This is a genomic window from Xanthomonas sp. SHU 308, assembly GCF_000364645.1.
Taxonomy (GTDB): Bacteria; Pseudomonadota; Gammaproteobacteria; order Xanthomonadales; family Xanthomonadaceae; genus Xanthomonas_A; species Xanthomonas_A sontii.
Genome location: NZ_AQOK01000701.1, coordinates 1 through 15,308, shown reverse-complemented (window position 1 = coordinate 15,308; position 15,308 = coordinate 1). Strand labels below are relative to the sequence as shown.

The following is a 15,308-nucleotide window of genomic DNA, read 5'->3' as shown; positions in this document are numbered from 1 at the left end:
GCCGCCGCGCCGCCGTCTTCGCCCTCGCAGACGCCGAGCGCGCCCGCCGCGGCCGCGACCGGCATGGCGGCGACGCTCTATACCGGCGATGGCCATCCGCGCCTGCCGGATGGGGTGGCGGTGGACCCGTTCGCGCAGGCGCAGGGCACGCCGCCGGGCACGCTCAATCCGCGCGACGTGGCCAAGTCCAGGCGTCTGCTCGAACGGCCCAACCCGATCGACTACCGGTCGACCCGTTTCGACAAGGACTGGGCCAGCGACGGCACCCTCGGCGACGTCGCGGTGCAGGGCATCGACCGGGCGATCAAGCAGCTGCTGCCCAAGAACACCCATCAGTCGGCGGTGGCGCGGCCGCCGCCGGACGTGCGTTTCAATCCGGCGCTGCACGAGCGCGCCAGCGACCTCGGCAGCGAGGCCACCGGCGATGCCTACAAGGCCGCGCCGATCGCCTTCGAAAAGGCGCCCGGGTTGGATGGCGAAGCCAGTCGGCGGATTCGCCAGGCCCTGGCCGACATGCAGCAACGCCGCGGCGCCTGCCCGGCGGCGCAGCGCGCGCGCCTGCTGGCGCCGGTGCAGCAGCACCTGGATGCGCTGCTGCAAGTGGAAACCGCCATGGCCAAGGGCGCCGACCCGATCCGCGCGCAGCAACTGCTGCCGCGCGAGGCCGACAGCGCCTACGACCTGGCGCGGCGCGCGCTGTGGTACGCCGATCAGAAGCTGGCGGCGTGTGCGCCGTAGGCGGGCGTGCAGGTCGGAGGACGCATGCAATGGTCGTCGCTGCTTGAATCGCGAAGAGCGGAGGCCGCGAGCGATTCGACCTTGGCAGCAGTCGGGACTGAAGTCTCTCCCACGGTGCGCCCAGGCCGTGTGCTGCACGTTCTTGTAGGAACGGCTTCAGGCGCGACGAGCGAAGGCGGTGCGCTATCCGGCCGCTGAAGCAATCGGGACCAGAAACCCGCCCACGATGTTCCAGCCAGCGTGCCGCATGCCCCTGTGGGAGGGACTTCAGTCCCGACGCGTGGAGTCTGGTGCCATCGTGGTGTGCAGGAGCCTGGTCGCTGCTGAAGCAGCTCCTACCGAGACCCGTGTCGGAAACAGCGCCGAGCGACAGGCCGTCACCTGCGTCCACGCGCGCTGCGCGATGATGCGCGCCCATCCCATCCGAGCGTGTGTCGCCGATGCCGCTTGCCCGTTCCGTGCTGTGCCTGCTGCTGTGCTGTGGCGTCGTCGCCGACGCGACAGCGCGCACGGTGTACCGCTGCGTGCGCGACGGCACGGTCAGCCTGGCGACCGCGCCGGAACCGGGTTCGCGCTGCACCCCCAGGGAACTGGACGATGCGGCGATCGCCACGCCCAATCTGTGGGGCAACCTCGGCGTGTTCAGCGGCACCCTGTACGAGCGCGAGCAGGACGGGCAACTGGTCTACTCCACGCGCAATCTGCCGGGCTCGCGGCCGTATCTGCGCTTCACTGCGGTCACGCCGCCGGGAGAGGTGGCGCATCCCGGACTGGGCAAGCTCGGGGCGCCGCAACTGCAGGCGCATGCCAAACAGTTCCGCGCCGCGGCGCGCGCCACCGGGGTCGACGAGCCGTGGCTGCGCGCGATCGCGCATGCCGAGAGCGGATTCGAGGCCGCCGCGGTCTCGCCCAAGGGCGCGCAGGGGGTGATGCAACTGTTGCCCGAGGTCGCCAGGGAGTACGGCGTGCGCGATCCGTTCGCGGCCGACCAGTCCATCGACGGCGGCGCCCGCTACATGCGCGCGTTGCTGCGCCGCTACGCCGGCGATCGGGTGCTGGCCGCGGCGGCCTACAACGCCGGCATCGGCGCGGTGGCGCGCTACGGCGGCGTGCCGCCGTACGCGGAGACCCGCGCGTACATCGACAAGGTGATGGCGCTGTACCAGCGCTACCGCATCGCGATGGGGATGGCCGTGGAGACGCCTGCGCAATAGCGGCGGCGCCCACCGCCGGCGTCGACGGAGGGGCAGGCGGACGCGGCGTGGCCGCGGTGCCGCCCGCGGCGGCTCAGAGCGCGACGGCCTCCGCCTCGGCTTCGGCCGTTGCTTGCGCGTGCGGCGTTGTCGGCGCCGCGGCCGGCGCCGCGTACAGATCCAGCAGCAACAGGGTCACGCCATTGGTCCAGCCGAAGCCGTCCTGCAGCGCGTACTCGCCGCCGCCGCCGCCCTTGGCCTGCGCGTCCACGCCGTACTTCTCCACCAGCTTGTGCTGCTGCGCGAACAGCGCCTGCACCCGCGCCAGGAAGCGGCTGCCGATGCGCTGCGCCAGCGCGTCCTGGCCGTAGCGGCGCAGGCCGTCCACGGCGATCCACTGCAGCGGCGCCCAGCCGTTGGGTTCGTCCCACTGCTGGCCGGTGTGCAGGCGCGTGGTCGCCACGCCGCCGGGGCGCAGCAACTGCGCCTGCACGGTGTCGGCGCTGCGCTTGGCCCGTGCCGGCGAGGCGACCCCGACGAACAGCGGGTACAGCGCCGCGGCGGTGACCTGGTCGCGCAGCCGGCGCTGCTGCCAGTCGTAGTCGGCGTAGTAGCCGGCATCGCTCCACAGGTGCTTGTCGATCGCGGTCTTGCGCGCGCTGGCCAGGGCCGCGTAGTCGGTATCGCAGCCGGCCGCGCCGGGGTTCTTGGCGCAGGCCAGGGCCAGGGTGCTCTCCAGGTGGTAGAGCAGGCTGTTCAGGTCGACCGGGACGATGGCGGTGGTGCGGATGCTGGCCAGGGTCTTGCGGTCGCCGAGCCAGCGGCTGGAATAGTCCCAGCCGCTCTCGGCGCCGGCGCGCAGGTCGCGGTAGACCTCGGCGGCGGGGCGGTCCTTGGCCTCGGCGGCGGTGCGCACGTCGTGCAGCCAGGCTTCCGGGCGCGGCGTGTCGCGGGCGTCCCAATAGCGGTTGAGCAGGCTGCCGTCGGCCAGCCGCACCACGTGCGCATGCGCGCTGCCCGGGGCCAGGGTCTGCGCGCCTTCCATCCAGTACGCGTATTCCTTCTGCAACTGCGGCAGGTAGCGCGCGTAGGCGGCATCGCCTTCCACCTTGGCCTGCAACTGCACCATGTGCGAGAAGAACGGCGGCTGCGAGCGGCTCAGGTAGTAGGTGCGGTTGCCGTTGGGGATGTGCCCGTAGGTGTCGATCAGGTAGGCGAAGTTGTCCAGCATCTGCCGGCTGCGTTCGTGCTCGCCGCTCTCCACCAGGCCGAGCATGGTGAAGTAGGAATCCCAGTAGTAGACCTCGCGGAAGCGCCCGCCGGGCACCACGTAGGGGTGCGGCAGCGACAGCAGGCTGCTGTAGGGCGGCACGTCGACCTGGCGGCGCACCAGCAGCGGCCACAGCGCGTCGATGTGCTCGCGCAGGCCGGTGTCCTGACGGATCGCCTCGGTCTGCACCGGGCCGGATTCCTCGAAGTTGGCGGCGACGAAACGGCGCAGGTCGAAGCCCGGCTGCTGGCGCTGCGCCAGATAGTCGGCGTTGATCAGCGCCGGGTCGCGCAGCGGCAACGCGTCGACGAAGTGCTTCTGGTCGTCGAACAACTCCTGCTGCTGCACCGCCTGGAACAGTTCCGGGTAGGCCAGGTCAGGCGTCTGCGGCGGCGGTGCCGGCGCGGTCAGCGTGGTCGCGGGCGCGGCCTCCGCCATGGCGGTGTCGGCGGTGCCCAGCAACAGGCCGAGCGACAGGCTCAGCAGTGGGGTGCAACAGGGAGGAGCGGCATGGCTCATGTCGGGTCCAGAGCAGGATGCGTGCGGCATGGTAAACGACCGAAGCGGAGACGGGGGCGCGCGGCCGGATCCGGTGCGTGGCCCACCCGATCCTGCCCTGGCGGCCGCGCGCCGCCCGGCTCGTACCGGTGAGGGACCGCGACGCCTGGGGCATGCAAGAACGGGGCCGCTGGTCGGGCGTGGCTGCCAGTCGCCGGGTCAGCCGGTGCACGTCATCTGCAGAATGGTTGGCGCCGCTCGCCCAGATCGGGGCGGCTGGGCGTTCAGCGCGACGCCAAGGCCGGTGCGCGTAGGCGCTTGCCCACTGCGGATCAGGGAGCTGGGGCGTCAGCGGGCCACGTGCGCCGGTCGGCGATACGCCCGCAGATCAGGGCGATTGCTGCGGCCGCTGGCGGTCCTTCTCGGCGCTGAGCGCGGCTTCGGCGCGCAGGAACACCTGTCCGATCGGCTCGTCCGCCCGCGCGGCCTGGGCGTCGCCGACCAGCACGGTCAGCCCGAGCGCCTGCTGCCGTGCGGCGATCTCGCGCAGGCCGCGCAGCTTCTTTTCGGCATCGGCGCCGTGCAGCATGACGATGAACTCGGCGTGCTCGGTGGCGCGGTCCACGGTATCGGCGCCGCCGTCGTGCACGTAGCTGGCCAGGGTGCGATCCAGTTGCTGCAGGCTGCTGCCCAGCAGGCGTTCGCTCTGCCGCTCGGCCAGCGCGGCCAGTTCCTGCACTTCCAGGATCACCACACGGTAGCGGCCGCCGGTGCCGGAGTCCGTGTTGTCGCCAACCGGGTGCGCTTGCAGGAGCGCCTCGCGTTGACGCTGCAGCGCATCCCGGCGCGCGTCGAGCAGGCGCATGGCCGTGCGCGCCAGCGCGCGCAGGCCGTCGCGCTGGGCGTCCTTGAGTTCACGCGGCGTGGTGTCCAGCACGCACACGGTGCCCAAGGCGATGCCCTCGTCGGTCACCAACGGCATGCCGGCATAGAAGCGCGCGCCGGTGTCGCCGCGGACCACCGAGATATTGGCGAAACGCGGGTCGTTGGCGAGGTCGGGCACTTCCAGCAGCTGTTCGGGCTCTCGGATCGCGTGATCGCACACCGCCTGGCTGCGCTCGGTCTGCGGCAGTTCCAGGCCGAGCCGGGCCTTGAACCACTGCCGGTCGCGGTCCAGCAGCGACAGCAGCGCGATCGGCGTGTCGCACAGCGTGGCGGCGATCTGCACGATGTCCTGGTAAGCGGCCTCGGGCAGGCTGTCGACGATGCGGTAGCTGTCGAGGACACGCTGGCGCTGGGCTTCATCGGTCATGGGCGGCGTCGGGTCTGGTGCGGATCGCGAGGCGCAGCACCATACCGCAGGGCGTGGCGAGGTCGCGTGGACAAGCGCGCAAGCGTGACGCGGCGCACGCCAAGCGTCGACGGCCACGCGTTGGCGATCAGTCGGCGGCGCCGACGCCGAGCGCGCGCAGCTGCGCCTGCAGCGTGGCGGCGTTGTCGAGGGCGTGGCCAAGCGCGGTGTTGTCGAAGATCACCCAGGCTTCGTGCGGGTGCGGCGTGGTGGCGAGGACGCGCTCGGCCAGGTTGCGCAGCGTGGCATCGGCGTAGGCGCTGTAGTAGAGGCGCGGAGCGCCGTGCCAGCGCCAGTAGGCCGGCGCCGCCCCTGCCGGCTGCGCGGCGGTGGCAGTCAGGGCCGGGTCGGTGGTTACGCGCGCGATGTGGTGGCGCTGCCACAGCGCCTCGGCGCGCGCGCTGAACCAGCTGGCGTGGCGCGGTTCGCAGGCGATGCCGCGGTGCCAGCGGCGCCGCAGCATCGCGAAGAACGTGGCGGCGGTGCGTGCATCGAAGGCCAGGCTCGGCGGCAGCCGCACCAGCAGGCAGCCGAGCCTGTCGCCGAGATGGCCGACCTCGTCGAGGAAGGTCTGCAGCAGCGGCCCGACGCGGGACAGGCGCGCGTCGTGGGTGATGGTGCGTGGCAGTTTGGCCGAGAAGCGGAAATGCGTCGGCACGCTGTCGGCCCAGCGCTGGTAGGTGCTGGCGCGGTGGGCGCGGTAGAACGTGGAGTTGATCTCGACCGCGTCGAAGCGGGTGGCATAGCGCGCCAACTGGCTGGCGCCATCGCCGACCAAGCCGCGCTGCGTGCTGGCGATCGACCAGCCGGCGCAGCCGACGCGGATGCGGGGGGCGGCGTCGGTGCGTCGGGGAAAAGCGGTCGGCATCGGCGAGGGCAGGCGCGGGCAGGCCTGTCGGATAGCAAGCGTTGCGACCAGGCGCCGTGAAGGACAGGCGCGCCGCGCCGCCTTGGCGATCCATGCGCGACCCGCGCGCATGCCAGGGAAGGTCGATGCCTGCAGCCTGCGCGTTCACTCACTGTCGTCGCATGTCGCATGTCGCATCGCGCGTTGGCGATGCGTTGCGATGGCGCCGACGCCCATGCTGGCGCCGGCGCCGGCGCGTGGCGCATGGCGGGGCAGCCCCGCCATGCGTGTGCGGCGTTACGGCTTGGCCTTCGCCTTGACCGGCTGGCCGTCGCTGTCCAGCACCTGCACCTCGCCCAGCTTCAGCGCACGCACCGGCGCTTCGATCTGCTTGAGGTCGCCGACGATGACCCAGGTCATCGCCTGCGGCGCCACGATCTCCTTGATCGCCGCTTCCGCCGCCGGCTGGTCGACCGCTTCCAGGCGCGTCTTCAGCGTCTGCACGTAGTCGTCCGGGCGGCCGTACTGGACGATGCCTTCCATCGCGCCGAGCACCGCACCGGTGGTCTCGAAGCTGCCCGGCAGGGCGCGCACGCGCTGTTCCTTGATCTTGGCGATCTCGGCGGCGGTCAGCGGCTTGTCGCCGACCACGGCCTTGGCTTCCTTGAGGATCTCGGCGGCCGATTCGGCGGTCTTGTCGGTCTGCACCGGGGCGAAGAACAGGAACGGGCGCTGGCCGATCGCGTCGATCATGAAGCTGTTGGCGCCGTAGGCCCAGCGCTTGTCCTCGCGCAGGTTCATGTTCAGTCGCGAGGTGAAGGTGCCGCCGAAGGCGCCGTTGGCCACGCCGATCGCCAGGTTGTTCGGCGCCTTGGTCGAGGGCGCCAGCAGGCCGGCCAGGATCAGCGACTGCGGGGCGTCGTCGCGGTTGATCAGGAACACGCGCGGCTTGGGCTGCGCGGCCACCTGCGGCAGGCTCTTGGTCGGGCGCTTGCCGGCCGGGGCCTGCCAGTCGCCGAACGCGGCATCCAGCTGCGGGATGATCTTGGCCAGGGTGGTGTCGCCGGCGACCAGGATGCGCACGTTGTCCGGACGCAGCCAGTTGTTCTGGAAGGCGCTCAGGTCACCCGCGGTCAGGCTCTTGATCGCCGCCTCGGTGCCGGTGCCGGTGAGCGGCACGCCGTACGGATGGGTGGGGCCGTACAGCAGCGGCGGCAGGGTGCGCAGCGCCAGGCCCTGCGGCTGGGTCTTCTCCTGCGCGATCGAGGCCAGCCACTGGCCGCGGATGCGCTCGATGTCGTCGGCCTTGAACGCCGGGTTGCGCACGATGTCGGCGAACAGCTCCAGCGACGGCGCCAACTGGTCGTTGAGCGCGTTGAGCGAGGCGTCGCAGCTGTCCAGTTCGCAGGACACGCTGGTCATCGCGCCCAGGCGCTGGCGGCGCTGCGCCACGTCCACCGAATCCAGGTTGCGGGTGCTCTCGTTCATCAGCGCCGCGGTGAAGTTGGCGGTGCCGAGCTTGCTGCCGCGGTCGGTCGCGTAACCGGCATCGAACAGCATCTGGATCTGCGTGACCGGGATGGTGTGGCGCTCGGCCAGCACCACCTCGATGCCGTTCTTGAGCTTGCCGCGCTGCAGCTGCGGGAAGCTCAGGCTCGGGAACTGGCTGGTCTCCGGCACGCCGGCCGCGCGGTCCACCTGCGACTTGCCGACGCTGTAGTTGCCCTTGGCCGGCACCTTCGGCGCGGGCTTGCCCGGTGCCGCCGGCAGCGGCTTGACCGCCTTGTCCTCGGCCGCCGGGTCGAAGCCTTCCGGCGCCGGCAGCACGGTCAGCAGGTAGTCGCCCTTGCCGAACCAGGTGTCGGCGGCCTTGCGCACGCTGGCGACGGTGGCGTCCTGTGCGCGCTGCAGGTCCTTCTTGTAGGCGCCCGGATCGTTGCGGTAGACCTGGCCCTCGGCCAGCACCGTGGCCTTGCCGCCGAAGCCGCCGACCTTCTCCAGGCCGCGCACGAAGCCGGCGCGGTAGCCGACCTGCGCGCGCTGCAGTTCGTCGGCGGTGGGGCCTTCGGCCAGGAACTTCTGCAGTTCGTCGGCGATGGCGGCCTCGACCTTGGCCGGGTCCACGCCTTCCTTCACGTCGGCGGTGATCTGCAGCTGGCTGGCCAGCGCGAACGACTGCAGGCCGGCGGAGACGTCGTCGGCCAGCTTGTCGCGGTAGACCAGGCGCTGGTACAGCCGGCTGGTCTTGCCGCCGCCGAGCACGGTGGTGGCCAGGTCCAGCAGCACCGCGTCGTCGGTGCCCAGCTGCGGCGCGACCCAGGTGCGGTAGATGCGCGGCTGCGCGACGTGGTCGTGCTGCACGCCGCGGGTCTGCTTGGCCAGCGGGGTGATCCACGGCTGCTGGCGCGGCACCGGGCGGCCGGCGGGGATGTCGCCGAAGTACTGCTCGGCCTTGGCCTTGGCCTGCGCCACGGTGATGTCGCCGGCCAGCACCAGGGTGGTGTTGGCGGCGCCGTAGTTGTCGTGGAACCACTGCTTGACGTCGTCCAGCGAGGCCGCGTCGAGGTCGGCCATCGAGCCGATGGTGTCGTGCTGGTACGGATGGTTGGCCGGGAAGATGTTGGCCAGGATGTTCTCGTCGACGCGGCCGTAGGGGCGGTTCTGGCCCTGGCGCTTTTCGTTCTGGACCACGCCGCGCTGGGTGTCCAGTTCCTTCTGGCCGATCGCGCCGAGCAGGTGGCCCATGCGGTCCGATTCCATCCACAGCGCGGTGTCCAGCGCGGTGGTCGGCACGGTCTCGAAGTAGTTGGTGCGGTCGAACCAGGTGGTGCCGTTCATGTCGGTGGCGCCGACCTTCTCGAACGGCTGGAAGTAGGTGCCCTTGTGGTTCTCCGAGCCGGAGAACATCAGATGCTCGAACAGGTGCGCGAAGCCGGTCTTGCCGGCCGGCTCGTCGCCCGAGCCGATGTGGTACCAGATGCTCACCGCCACCACCGGCGCCTTGTGATCCTCGTGCACCACCACGGTCAGGCCGTTGGGCAGGGTGAAGCGGGTGTAGGCGATTTCCGGCGCGGTCGCCTGGCCCGGCGTGGCCGCGGCCAGGGCCGACGGCGCGGCGACCAGGGCGGCGCCGGTGCCGAGGGTGAGGATGCTGGAGATCAACAGCGACAAGGGACGGAGCATGGGCCGGGCCTGAGTGTGGACAGTGCGCCAGCATAGAGGGGCGGCGGCGGCGGCGGGAACGTGACTGATGGCACACCGCGCGGCACCGCGTGGGCGGCCGGCCTCGCGCACGGCCCGCCCGGGGGAAGGGCCGTGCGGGTGGCGTCAGGGGCGCGGCGGCGCGCTCAGCGCGCGGCGCAGAACCCGAACTCGGCAGTGGCGCCGGGGGCCAGGGTCTTGTTCCAGTCCACGCCGCTGGCGCTGAGCGTGGTCCCCGACTGGGTCCAGGTGGCGTTCCACAGGTTGTTGACGGTGCCGCTGATCGACAGGGTGACGCTCCAGTCGCCGCTGCTGCCGCCGGTGTTGGTCACCTGCACGCGGTTGCAGTAGCCGGCGTTCCAGTCGCTGTCGACCAGCACCTTGGTGCTGAAGCTGCTGCCGGACGGCGGCGGCGTGGGCGTGGTGCCGCCGCCATTGCCACCACCGTTGCCACCGCCACCGTTGCCACCACCGCCACCGCCCGTGCTGCTGCCGTCACTGTCCCACAGCTTCTTCAGCAGGGTCACCTTGTCGGTGCGCACCGTGCTCCAGTCGTCGTTGAGGATGCCGCCGGTGTCGCCGCTGTTCGGGTTCCACGACCAGTAGAAGCCGCTGTGGATGCCCTTGCCGATCAGGTAGTCGACCAGCGCGTTCTGCCACTGCACGTCCAGCGGGTTGCCCTGGCCGTACTTGCCGCCGAACTCGCCCAGCAGCAGCGCGTGGCCGGCCTGGGCGAACTGGCCGAAGTGCTGCTCCCAGATCGCCGGCATGTTGGCCGGGAAATTGGACGCGCTGAAGTACGGCTGCATGTAGACGTCCGGTCCGTACACGTGCGGGGCGAGCAGCAGGCGGTTGGCCGGGATGGCCAGCGGGGTGCAGGCCAGCGGTTCCAGGTTCTCGCCCCAGAAGTGCGCGGTGTCGCTGGAGCAGGTGGACGTGTTGGAAATGCCTTCGACCACGATCAGCCAGTTCGGCGCCGCGTTCAGCACCACCGCCGACGCGCGTTCGGCGGCCTTGTTCCAGTCGGTGGCGGCATTGCCGCTGCCCCAGGTGGCGGCGCCGTGCGGCTCGTTCTTCAGGTCCAGGCCGATCACCCCCGGCACCGACGCGTAGCGGTTGGCCACGAAGCTCAGATCATTCAGCCATTGCTGCTCGCTGTAGCTGCCGGTGTACCAGAGTTCGGAGATCGCGTTGCAGTCCGGGGTGTGGTGGTCGAGCAGCACGTACATGCCGCGGCTGCTGAGTTCGTTGATCACCTTGTCGAGCAACTGCAGCGAGTTCAGGCCCTGCAGGTCCGGATTGCGGCTGTAGTCGATGCTGCCGGGCGAGACCGCCTGCAGCGTCTGCGGGCAGAACGGCAGGCGCACGGCGTTGAAGCCCAGGCCCTGCATCTGCGTGATCATGTCCTTCCAGTTGCGCGCCCACAGGCCGTGCACGGTGTGCTGCGAGGTCTCGAAACCGAACCAGTTGACGCCGCGTAATTGCACGGCGTTGCCGGCGTCGTCCACCACCTTGCCCTGGTCGATGGCATAGCTCCAGGCCGAGCCGCTGGCGACCACGAGCGCCGCGGCCAGCAGGCAGCGGGTAATGCGGGAATGCAGGGATCGGTTCATCGCGATGCTCCGAGGGTGGCCGGTGCGGAGTGCGCCGGCCAAGGGGGCGGATACTTGGCGGCGATGATCGGCAGTGTCCGCCATGGCGGCCGTGACTGCCGTTGCAGAAGACGGGCTTGTCCACGGATTGCGCGCAGGTGCTGTGGTGATGTCCACGGCCGCGCCGTCGCCTGCTGAAAACGCCAACGGCAGCGTCGTGGGACGCTGCCGTTGAGGTTGCGCCCCGCGCGCTGCGCGGGGCGATGGCGCCGTCTTCAGCGGGCGGCGCAGAACCCGAACTCGGCGGTGGCGCCGGGGGCCAGGGTCTTGTTCCAGTCCACGCCGCTGGCGCTGAGGGTGGTGCCCGACTGCTTCCAGGTGGCGTTCCACAGGTTGTTGACGGTGCCGCTGATGGACAGGGTGATCGCCCAGTTGCCGGTGGCGCTGCCGCTGTTGGTCACCTGCACGCGTTCGCAGTAGCCGGCGTTCCAGTCGCTGTCGACGATGACCTTGGTGCTGAAGCTGGCGCTGCCCGGGGCCGGGGTCGGCGTGGGGGTCGGGGTCGGGGTCGGCTCCGGAGTGGGCGTCGGGGTCGGAGTGGGCGTCGGCGTGGTGCCGCTGGTGTCGCCCCACAGCCGCTTGAGCCCGGTCATCTTCTCGGTGCGCACGGTGGTCCAGTCGTCGTCGAGCACGCCGCCGGTGTCGCGGCTGTTCGGGTTCCAGGCCCAGTAGAAGCCGCTGCGGATGTTCTTCTTGACCAGGTAGTCGATCAGCGCCTTCTGCAGGATCGGGTCCTGCGCCTGGTTGCGGCCTTCGTTGCCGCCGAACTCACCGATCATCATGGTGTAACCGAGCTGGGTCAGCTGGCCGAACTGGCGCTCCCAGATCGCCGGCATGTTGGCCGGGAAGCTGCTGTCGCCGAAGTAGGGCTGCCAGTTCACGTCCGGGCCGTACACGTGCGGCGACAGCAGCAGGCGGTTGGCCGGCACGTTGAGCTTGGTGCAGGTCAGCGGTTCCAGATTGCCGCCCCACCAGTAGCCGTAGCTGCTGGAGCAGGTGGGGTTGTCGGTGATGCCCTCGACCACGATCAGCCACTTCGGCGCCACCTTCAGCACCGCCGCCGAGGCGCGCTCGACCGCCTTGTTCCAGTCGGTCTTGAGGTTGCCGGTGCCCCAGGTGTTGCGGCCGTTCGGCTCGTTCTTCAGGTCGATGCCGATCACGCCCGGCACCGACGCGTAGCGCTTGGCCACGAACGTCAGATCGCTGAGCCACTGCTGCTCGCTGTAGGAGTCGGTGTACCAGAGCTCGGAGATGCCCTGGCAATCGGGCGAGTGGTGGTCCAGCAGCACGTACATGCCACGGCTGCTCAACTCGTTGACCACCTTGTCCAGCACCTGCAGCGAATTCAGGCCCTGCAGGTCCGGGTTGCGGCCGTAGTCGATGCTGGTCGGCGCGACGCCGCGCAGGGTCTGCGGGCAGAACGGCAGGCGCACGGCGTTGAAGCCCAGGCCCTGCATCTGCGTGATCATGTCCTTCCAGTTGCGCGCCCACAGGCCATGCACGGTGTGCGCGCTGCCTTCGAAGCCGAACCAGTTGACGCCACGCAGCTGCACCGCGTTGCCGCGGTCGTCCACCACCGTGCCTTTGCTGACGGCGTAACTCCAGGCCGAACCGCTGGCGGCCAGCAGCGCGGCGGCCAGCACGCAACGGGTGATGCGGGTGAGAGGGGACATCGACATCTCTGCAGGTCTCCGGAAGCGGGCCGGCCCCGCAGTCGGAGCGGCCCAGGTGAGGGTAGGGGCAACGGACGCCGCGCCCGGCTCGGGTGGAAGCCGGGAGGGGCACGCGATCGGCGTGGCCACCGGATCGGCGCGGCCCCGTGATGCGCGAGCGCGGCATTAGAGCATGCTCAGGTTCGTATTTGAGCGGTTTATCACAATAAATTTTTGCGACAGCGCACGTCTGGCGGGTGCCCGGCCCTCGCCGGTCCCGCGGCCGCCTCGCTACACTCGGTCGCTCATGCCTGCCGAGAGGGATCTTCGTGCAACGTCCAAACCTGTCCTTCGCGGTGCAGTGGCCCCATTGGCGCCCCGATTCCGCCTTCCGTGCGAGCTGCGGCGCCGGCGCAGCGCGGCGCGCGTGAGTCGGGAACCGCTACCGCCGTCCGCAGCGCCGGCGCCTGCCCCGGCGGACACCGCGACCGCTGCGTGCGCGCAGCCGGATGGCGTGCCCCCGGGAAATGGGGCGCCGCGCTGGTTGGTCCGCAGCGGCGTGGCGCTGGCGTTCGCGATCGTCGGGCCGCTCCTGGGCACGCTGGTCGTCGGTCTGCCGTTGGCGTTTTTCTGGACGTGGGGGCAGCCCGGCGGCTTCGGCGATGCGCTGCCGCTTCTCCTGCTCATGGCGTTGATGTCCTGCATCTTCGGCGCGTTGCCGGGGCTGTTGACCGGCCTGTTCGCCGCCTATGCCTGGCCCCGCCTGCGTGGCTGGCGCGCGCATCTGCTGGTGGGGGTGATTGGTGCCGCCATGTCGGCCGTCTGCGTCGGTGCGCTCATCGCCTGGATCAACAGCCACCGCGACGCGTTCCGCGAGCCCGGCAGCTGGCTGGGATCTTGCGTGCTTGCCGGGGGCGTCGGCGCCATGCTGCTCTCGCTGGCGCTGGATCGGCTGCGCGGACGCTGAGCGCTGCCGCGGCCCGGCCGGTGCTGGCCTGCGGCCGCAGGGCGCCAGCCGGCCCGCGGGCTCCAGCCACGGAAGTCCCGGGCGAGCGTCCATTTCCTCGCGCGTCCCTGCCGCACGCGCAGCCGCAGGCGGCGTGCGCGCGGATGATGGTGCGTCCCAGCACATCAGTGCTCGGAGGACCGCGCGCCCGAAGGGCCCCCGGCCCCTGCCGATCGCTTGGCCGCGCCGCTACACTCGAGGTTCTTTGTGTCTGCCGAGGGAACTCCGTGAAACGACCGATCGTGAGCCTGCTGGCGCTTGCGCTGTCCGGCGCCAGCCTGGCGGCACCGCCGCCCGCACCGACCTTCGACACCAAGCGCTTGTCCGCCGACGTCAAGACACTGGCCTCCGACGCCTACGAGGGCCGCGCCCCGGGCTCGGCGGGCGAGGAGAAAACCGTGGCCTACCTCAGCGCGCAGTTCCAGGCGGCCGGCCTGCAGCCCGGCGGCGACCTGCGCGACGGCAAGCGCCTGTGGACCCAGGCGGTGCCGCTGCGCCGCGCCGACATCGTCGGTACCCCGCAGCTGGCCATCGCCAGCGGCGACCAGCGCCAGGCCCTGACCCAGGGCCAGCAGATCGCCGTGCGCGCCGCGCTCGACGGCAGCAGCCAGGTGACCCTGGACGGCGCGCCGCTGGTGTTCGTCGGCTACGGCGTCAAGGCGCCCGAGCGCGGCTGGGACGACTTCAAGGGCGTGGACCTGAAGGGCAAGATCGCGGTGGTGCTGATCAACGACCCCGATTTCGAGACCGGCAAGGGCGCGTTCGACGGCAAGGGCATGACCTACTACGGCCGCTGGACCTACAAGTTCGAGGAAGGCGCGCGGCAGGGCGCGGCCGGCGTGCTGATCGTGCACGAGACCGCACCGGCGTCCTACGGCTGGGCCACCGTCGCCAACTCCAACACCAACAGCATGTTCGACGTGGTCCGCGACGATCCCAAGTCGGTGCACCCGGAGTTGGAGGGCTGGATCCAGCGCGACCTGGCGGTGGACCTGTTCAAGCGTGCCGGGCTGGATTTCGATGCGCTGAAGAAGCAGGCGCAATCGCGCGACTTCAAGCCGGTGGAGCTGAAGGGCGAGCGCCTGTACGCCGACTACGCGGTGAAGTCGGAGGTGATCACCTCGCACAACGTGGTCGCGCGGCTGCCCGGCAAGACCCGGCCGGACGACACCCTCATCTACACCGCGCACTGGGATCACCTGGGCGTGGGCGCGCCCGACGCCAAGGGCGACCGCATCTTCAACGGCGCGCTGGACAACGCCAGCGGCGTCGCCGCGCTGCTGGAACTGGCCCGCGCCTTCGCCAAGGGCCCGGCGCCGCAGCGCTCGGTGGTGTTCATGGCGGTCACCGCCGAGGAAAAGGGCCTGCTCGGCTCGGAGTACTACGCCTCCAAGCCGCTGTATCCGCTGGCGCGCACGGTGGCGGTGATCAACATGGACGGCATGAGCCCGTTCGGGCCCTCGCGCGATTTCGGCATCTACGGCACCGCCAAGCTGGAACTGCTCGACGACCTCAAGCGCGTGGCCAAGGGCTGGGACCTGCGCTACACGCCCGACCCGAAGCCGGAAGCCGGCTACTTCTTCCGCTCGGATCACTTCTCCTTCGCCAAGCGCGGCGTGCCGGCGCTGTCCTTCGCCGCCGGCCAGGACTGGGTGGACGGCGGCGTGGCGGCCGGCAAGGCCGCCTCGGACGACTACACCGCCAAGCGCTACCACCAGCCCGGCGACGAATGGCAGCCGAACTGGACCTTCGCCGGCGCCGCGCGCGACATGCAGGTGCTGTACACGCTGGGCGAGGAACTGGCCAATTCGACGCAGTGGCCGAACTGGAGCCGCGACTCCGAGTTCCGCGCCACCCGCGACGCCAGCGCCGCACAGCGCCAAGCCGCGCCCGCCAAGTG

The 15,308-nt window shown here is 70.8% G+C and carries 10 protein-coding genes; 4 read left to right on the top strand and 6 right to left on the bottom strand.

Features of this window, described 5'->3' with window-relative positions; translation table 11 throughout:
* Together D588_RS0119065 and D588_RS0119060 are read left to right on the top strand one after the other, a co-directional pair.
* A partial coding sequence (locus D588_RS0119065) for a hypothetical protein (protein WP_017917114.1) occupies positions 1-738 on the top strand: 738 nt, incomplete at its 5' end.
* Between the two features lie 440 nt (positions 739-1,178).
* On the top strand, positions 1,179-1,952 hold the full coding sequence (locus tag D588_RS0119060; RefSeq protein WP_017917113.1) for a lytic transglycosylase domain-containing protein: 774 nt from the start codon (positions 1,179-1,181) through the stop codon (positions 1,950-1,952).
* A gap of 73 nt (positions 1,953-2,025) precedes the next feature.
* On the opposite strand, the gene treA is transcribed toward D588_RS0119060, so the two are convergent.
* The 6 genes from treA to D588_RS0119030 form a co-directional block, all read right to left on the bottom strand.
* Positions 2,026-3,720 (bottom strand): alpha,alpha-trehalase TreA, encoded by a 1,695-nt coding sequence (treA, locus tag D588_RS0119055; protein WP_017917112.1) that lies wholly within the window; start codon positions 3,718-3,720, stop codon positions 2,026-2,028.
* A 367-nt stretch (positions 3,721-4,087) separates the two neighbouring features.
* Complete coding sequence (locus tag D588_RS0119050; protein WP_017917111.1) at positions 4,088-5,011, bottom strand: GAF domain-containing protein; 924 nt, start codon at positions 5,009-5,011, stop codon at positions 4,088-4,090.
* A gap of 127 nt (positions 5,012-5,138) precedes the next feature.
* Positions 5,139-5,918: a DUF72 domain-containing protein gene (locus tag D588_RS0119045; RefSeq protein WP_017917110.1), complete on the bottom strand. Its 780-nt coding sequence runs from the start codon at positions 5,916-5,918 to the stop codon at positions 5,139-5,141.
* Positions 5,919-6,194: 276 nt separating this feature from the next.
* Positions 6,195-9,080: a pitrilysin family protein gene (locus D588_RS0119040; RefSeq protein WP_026143887.1), complete on the bottom strand. Its 2,886-nt coding sequence runs from the start codon at positions 9,078-9,080 to the stop codon at positions 6,195-6,197.
* A gap of 164 nt (positions 9,081-9,244) precedes the next feature.
* On the bottom strand, positions 9,245-10,711 hold the full coding sequence (locus D588_RS0119035) for a glycoside hydrolase family 5 protein (RefSeq protein ID WP_017917108.1): 1,467 nt from the start codon (positions 10,709-10,711) through the stop codon (positions 9,245-9,247).
* Between the two features lie 254 nt (positions 10,712-10,965).
* Positions 10,966-12,429 (bottom strand): glycoside hydrolase family 5 protein, encoded by a 1,464-nt coding sequence (locus D588_RS0119030; RefSeq protein ID WP_051067893.1) that lies wholly within the window; start codon positions 12,427-12,429, stop codon positions 10,966-10,968.
* 532 nt (positions 12,430-12,961) lie between these two features.
* On the opposite strand from D588_RS0119030, the gene D588_RS0119025 reads away from it, so the two are divergent.
* Complete coding sequence (locus D588_RS0119025; RefSeq protein WP_232764332.1) at positions 12,962-13,369, top strand: hypothetical protein; 408 nt, start codon at positions 12,962-12,964, stop codon at positions 13,367-13,369.
* Between the two features lie 266 nt (positions 13,370-13,635).
* Positions 13,636-15,308 (top strand): M28 family metallopeptidase (locus D588_RS0119020; protein ID WP_026143885.1); only part of this gene is annotated, 1,673 nt, incomplete at its 3' end.

Excerpts from the sequence above, each read along its gene's own strand:
- D588_RS0119045 (WP_017917110.1), bottom strand. The coding sequence starts at position 5,918 with ATGCCGACCGCTTTTCCCCGACGCACCGACGCCGCCCCCCGCATCCGC.
- D588_RS0119060 (WP_017917113.1), top strand. The coding sequence starts at position 1,179 with ATGCCGCTTGCCCGTTCCGTGCTGTGCCTGCTGCTGTGCTGTGGCGTC.
- D588_RS0119040 (WP_026143887.1), bottom strand. The coding sequence starts at position 9,080 with ATGCTCCGTCCCTTGTCGCTGTTGATCTCCAGCATCCTCACCCTCGGC.
- D588_RS0119050 (WP_017917111.1), bottom strand. The coding sequence starts at position 5,011 with ATGACCGATGAAGCCCAGCGCCAGCGTGTCCTCGACAGCTACCGCATC.
- D588_RS0119030 (WP_051067893.1), bottom strand. The coding sequence starts at position 12,429 with ATGTCGATGTCCCCTCTCACCCGCATCACCCGTTGCGTGCTGGCCGCC.
- D588_RS0119035 (WP_017917108.1), bottom strand. The coding sequence starts at position 10,711 with ATGAACCGATCCCTGCATTCCCGCATTACCCGCTGCCTGCTGGCCGCG.
- treA (WP_017917112.1), bottom strand. The coding sequence starts at position 3,720 with ATGAGCCATGCCGCTCCTCCCTGTTGCACCCCACTGCTGAGCCTGTCG.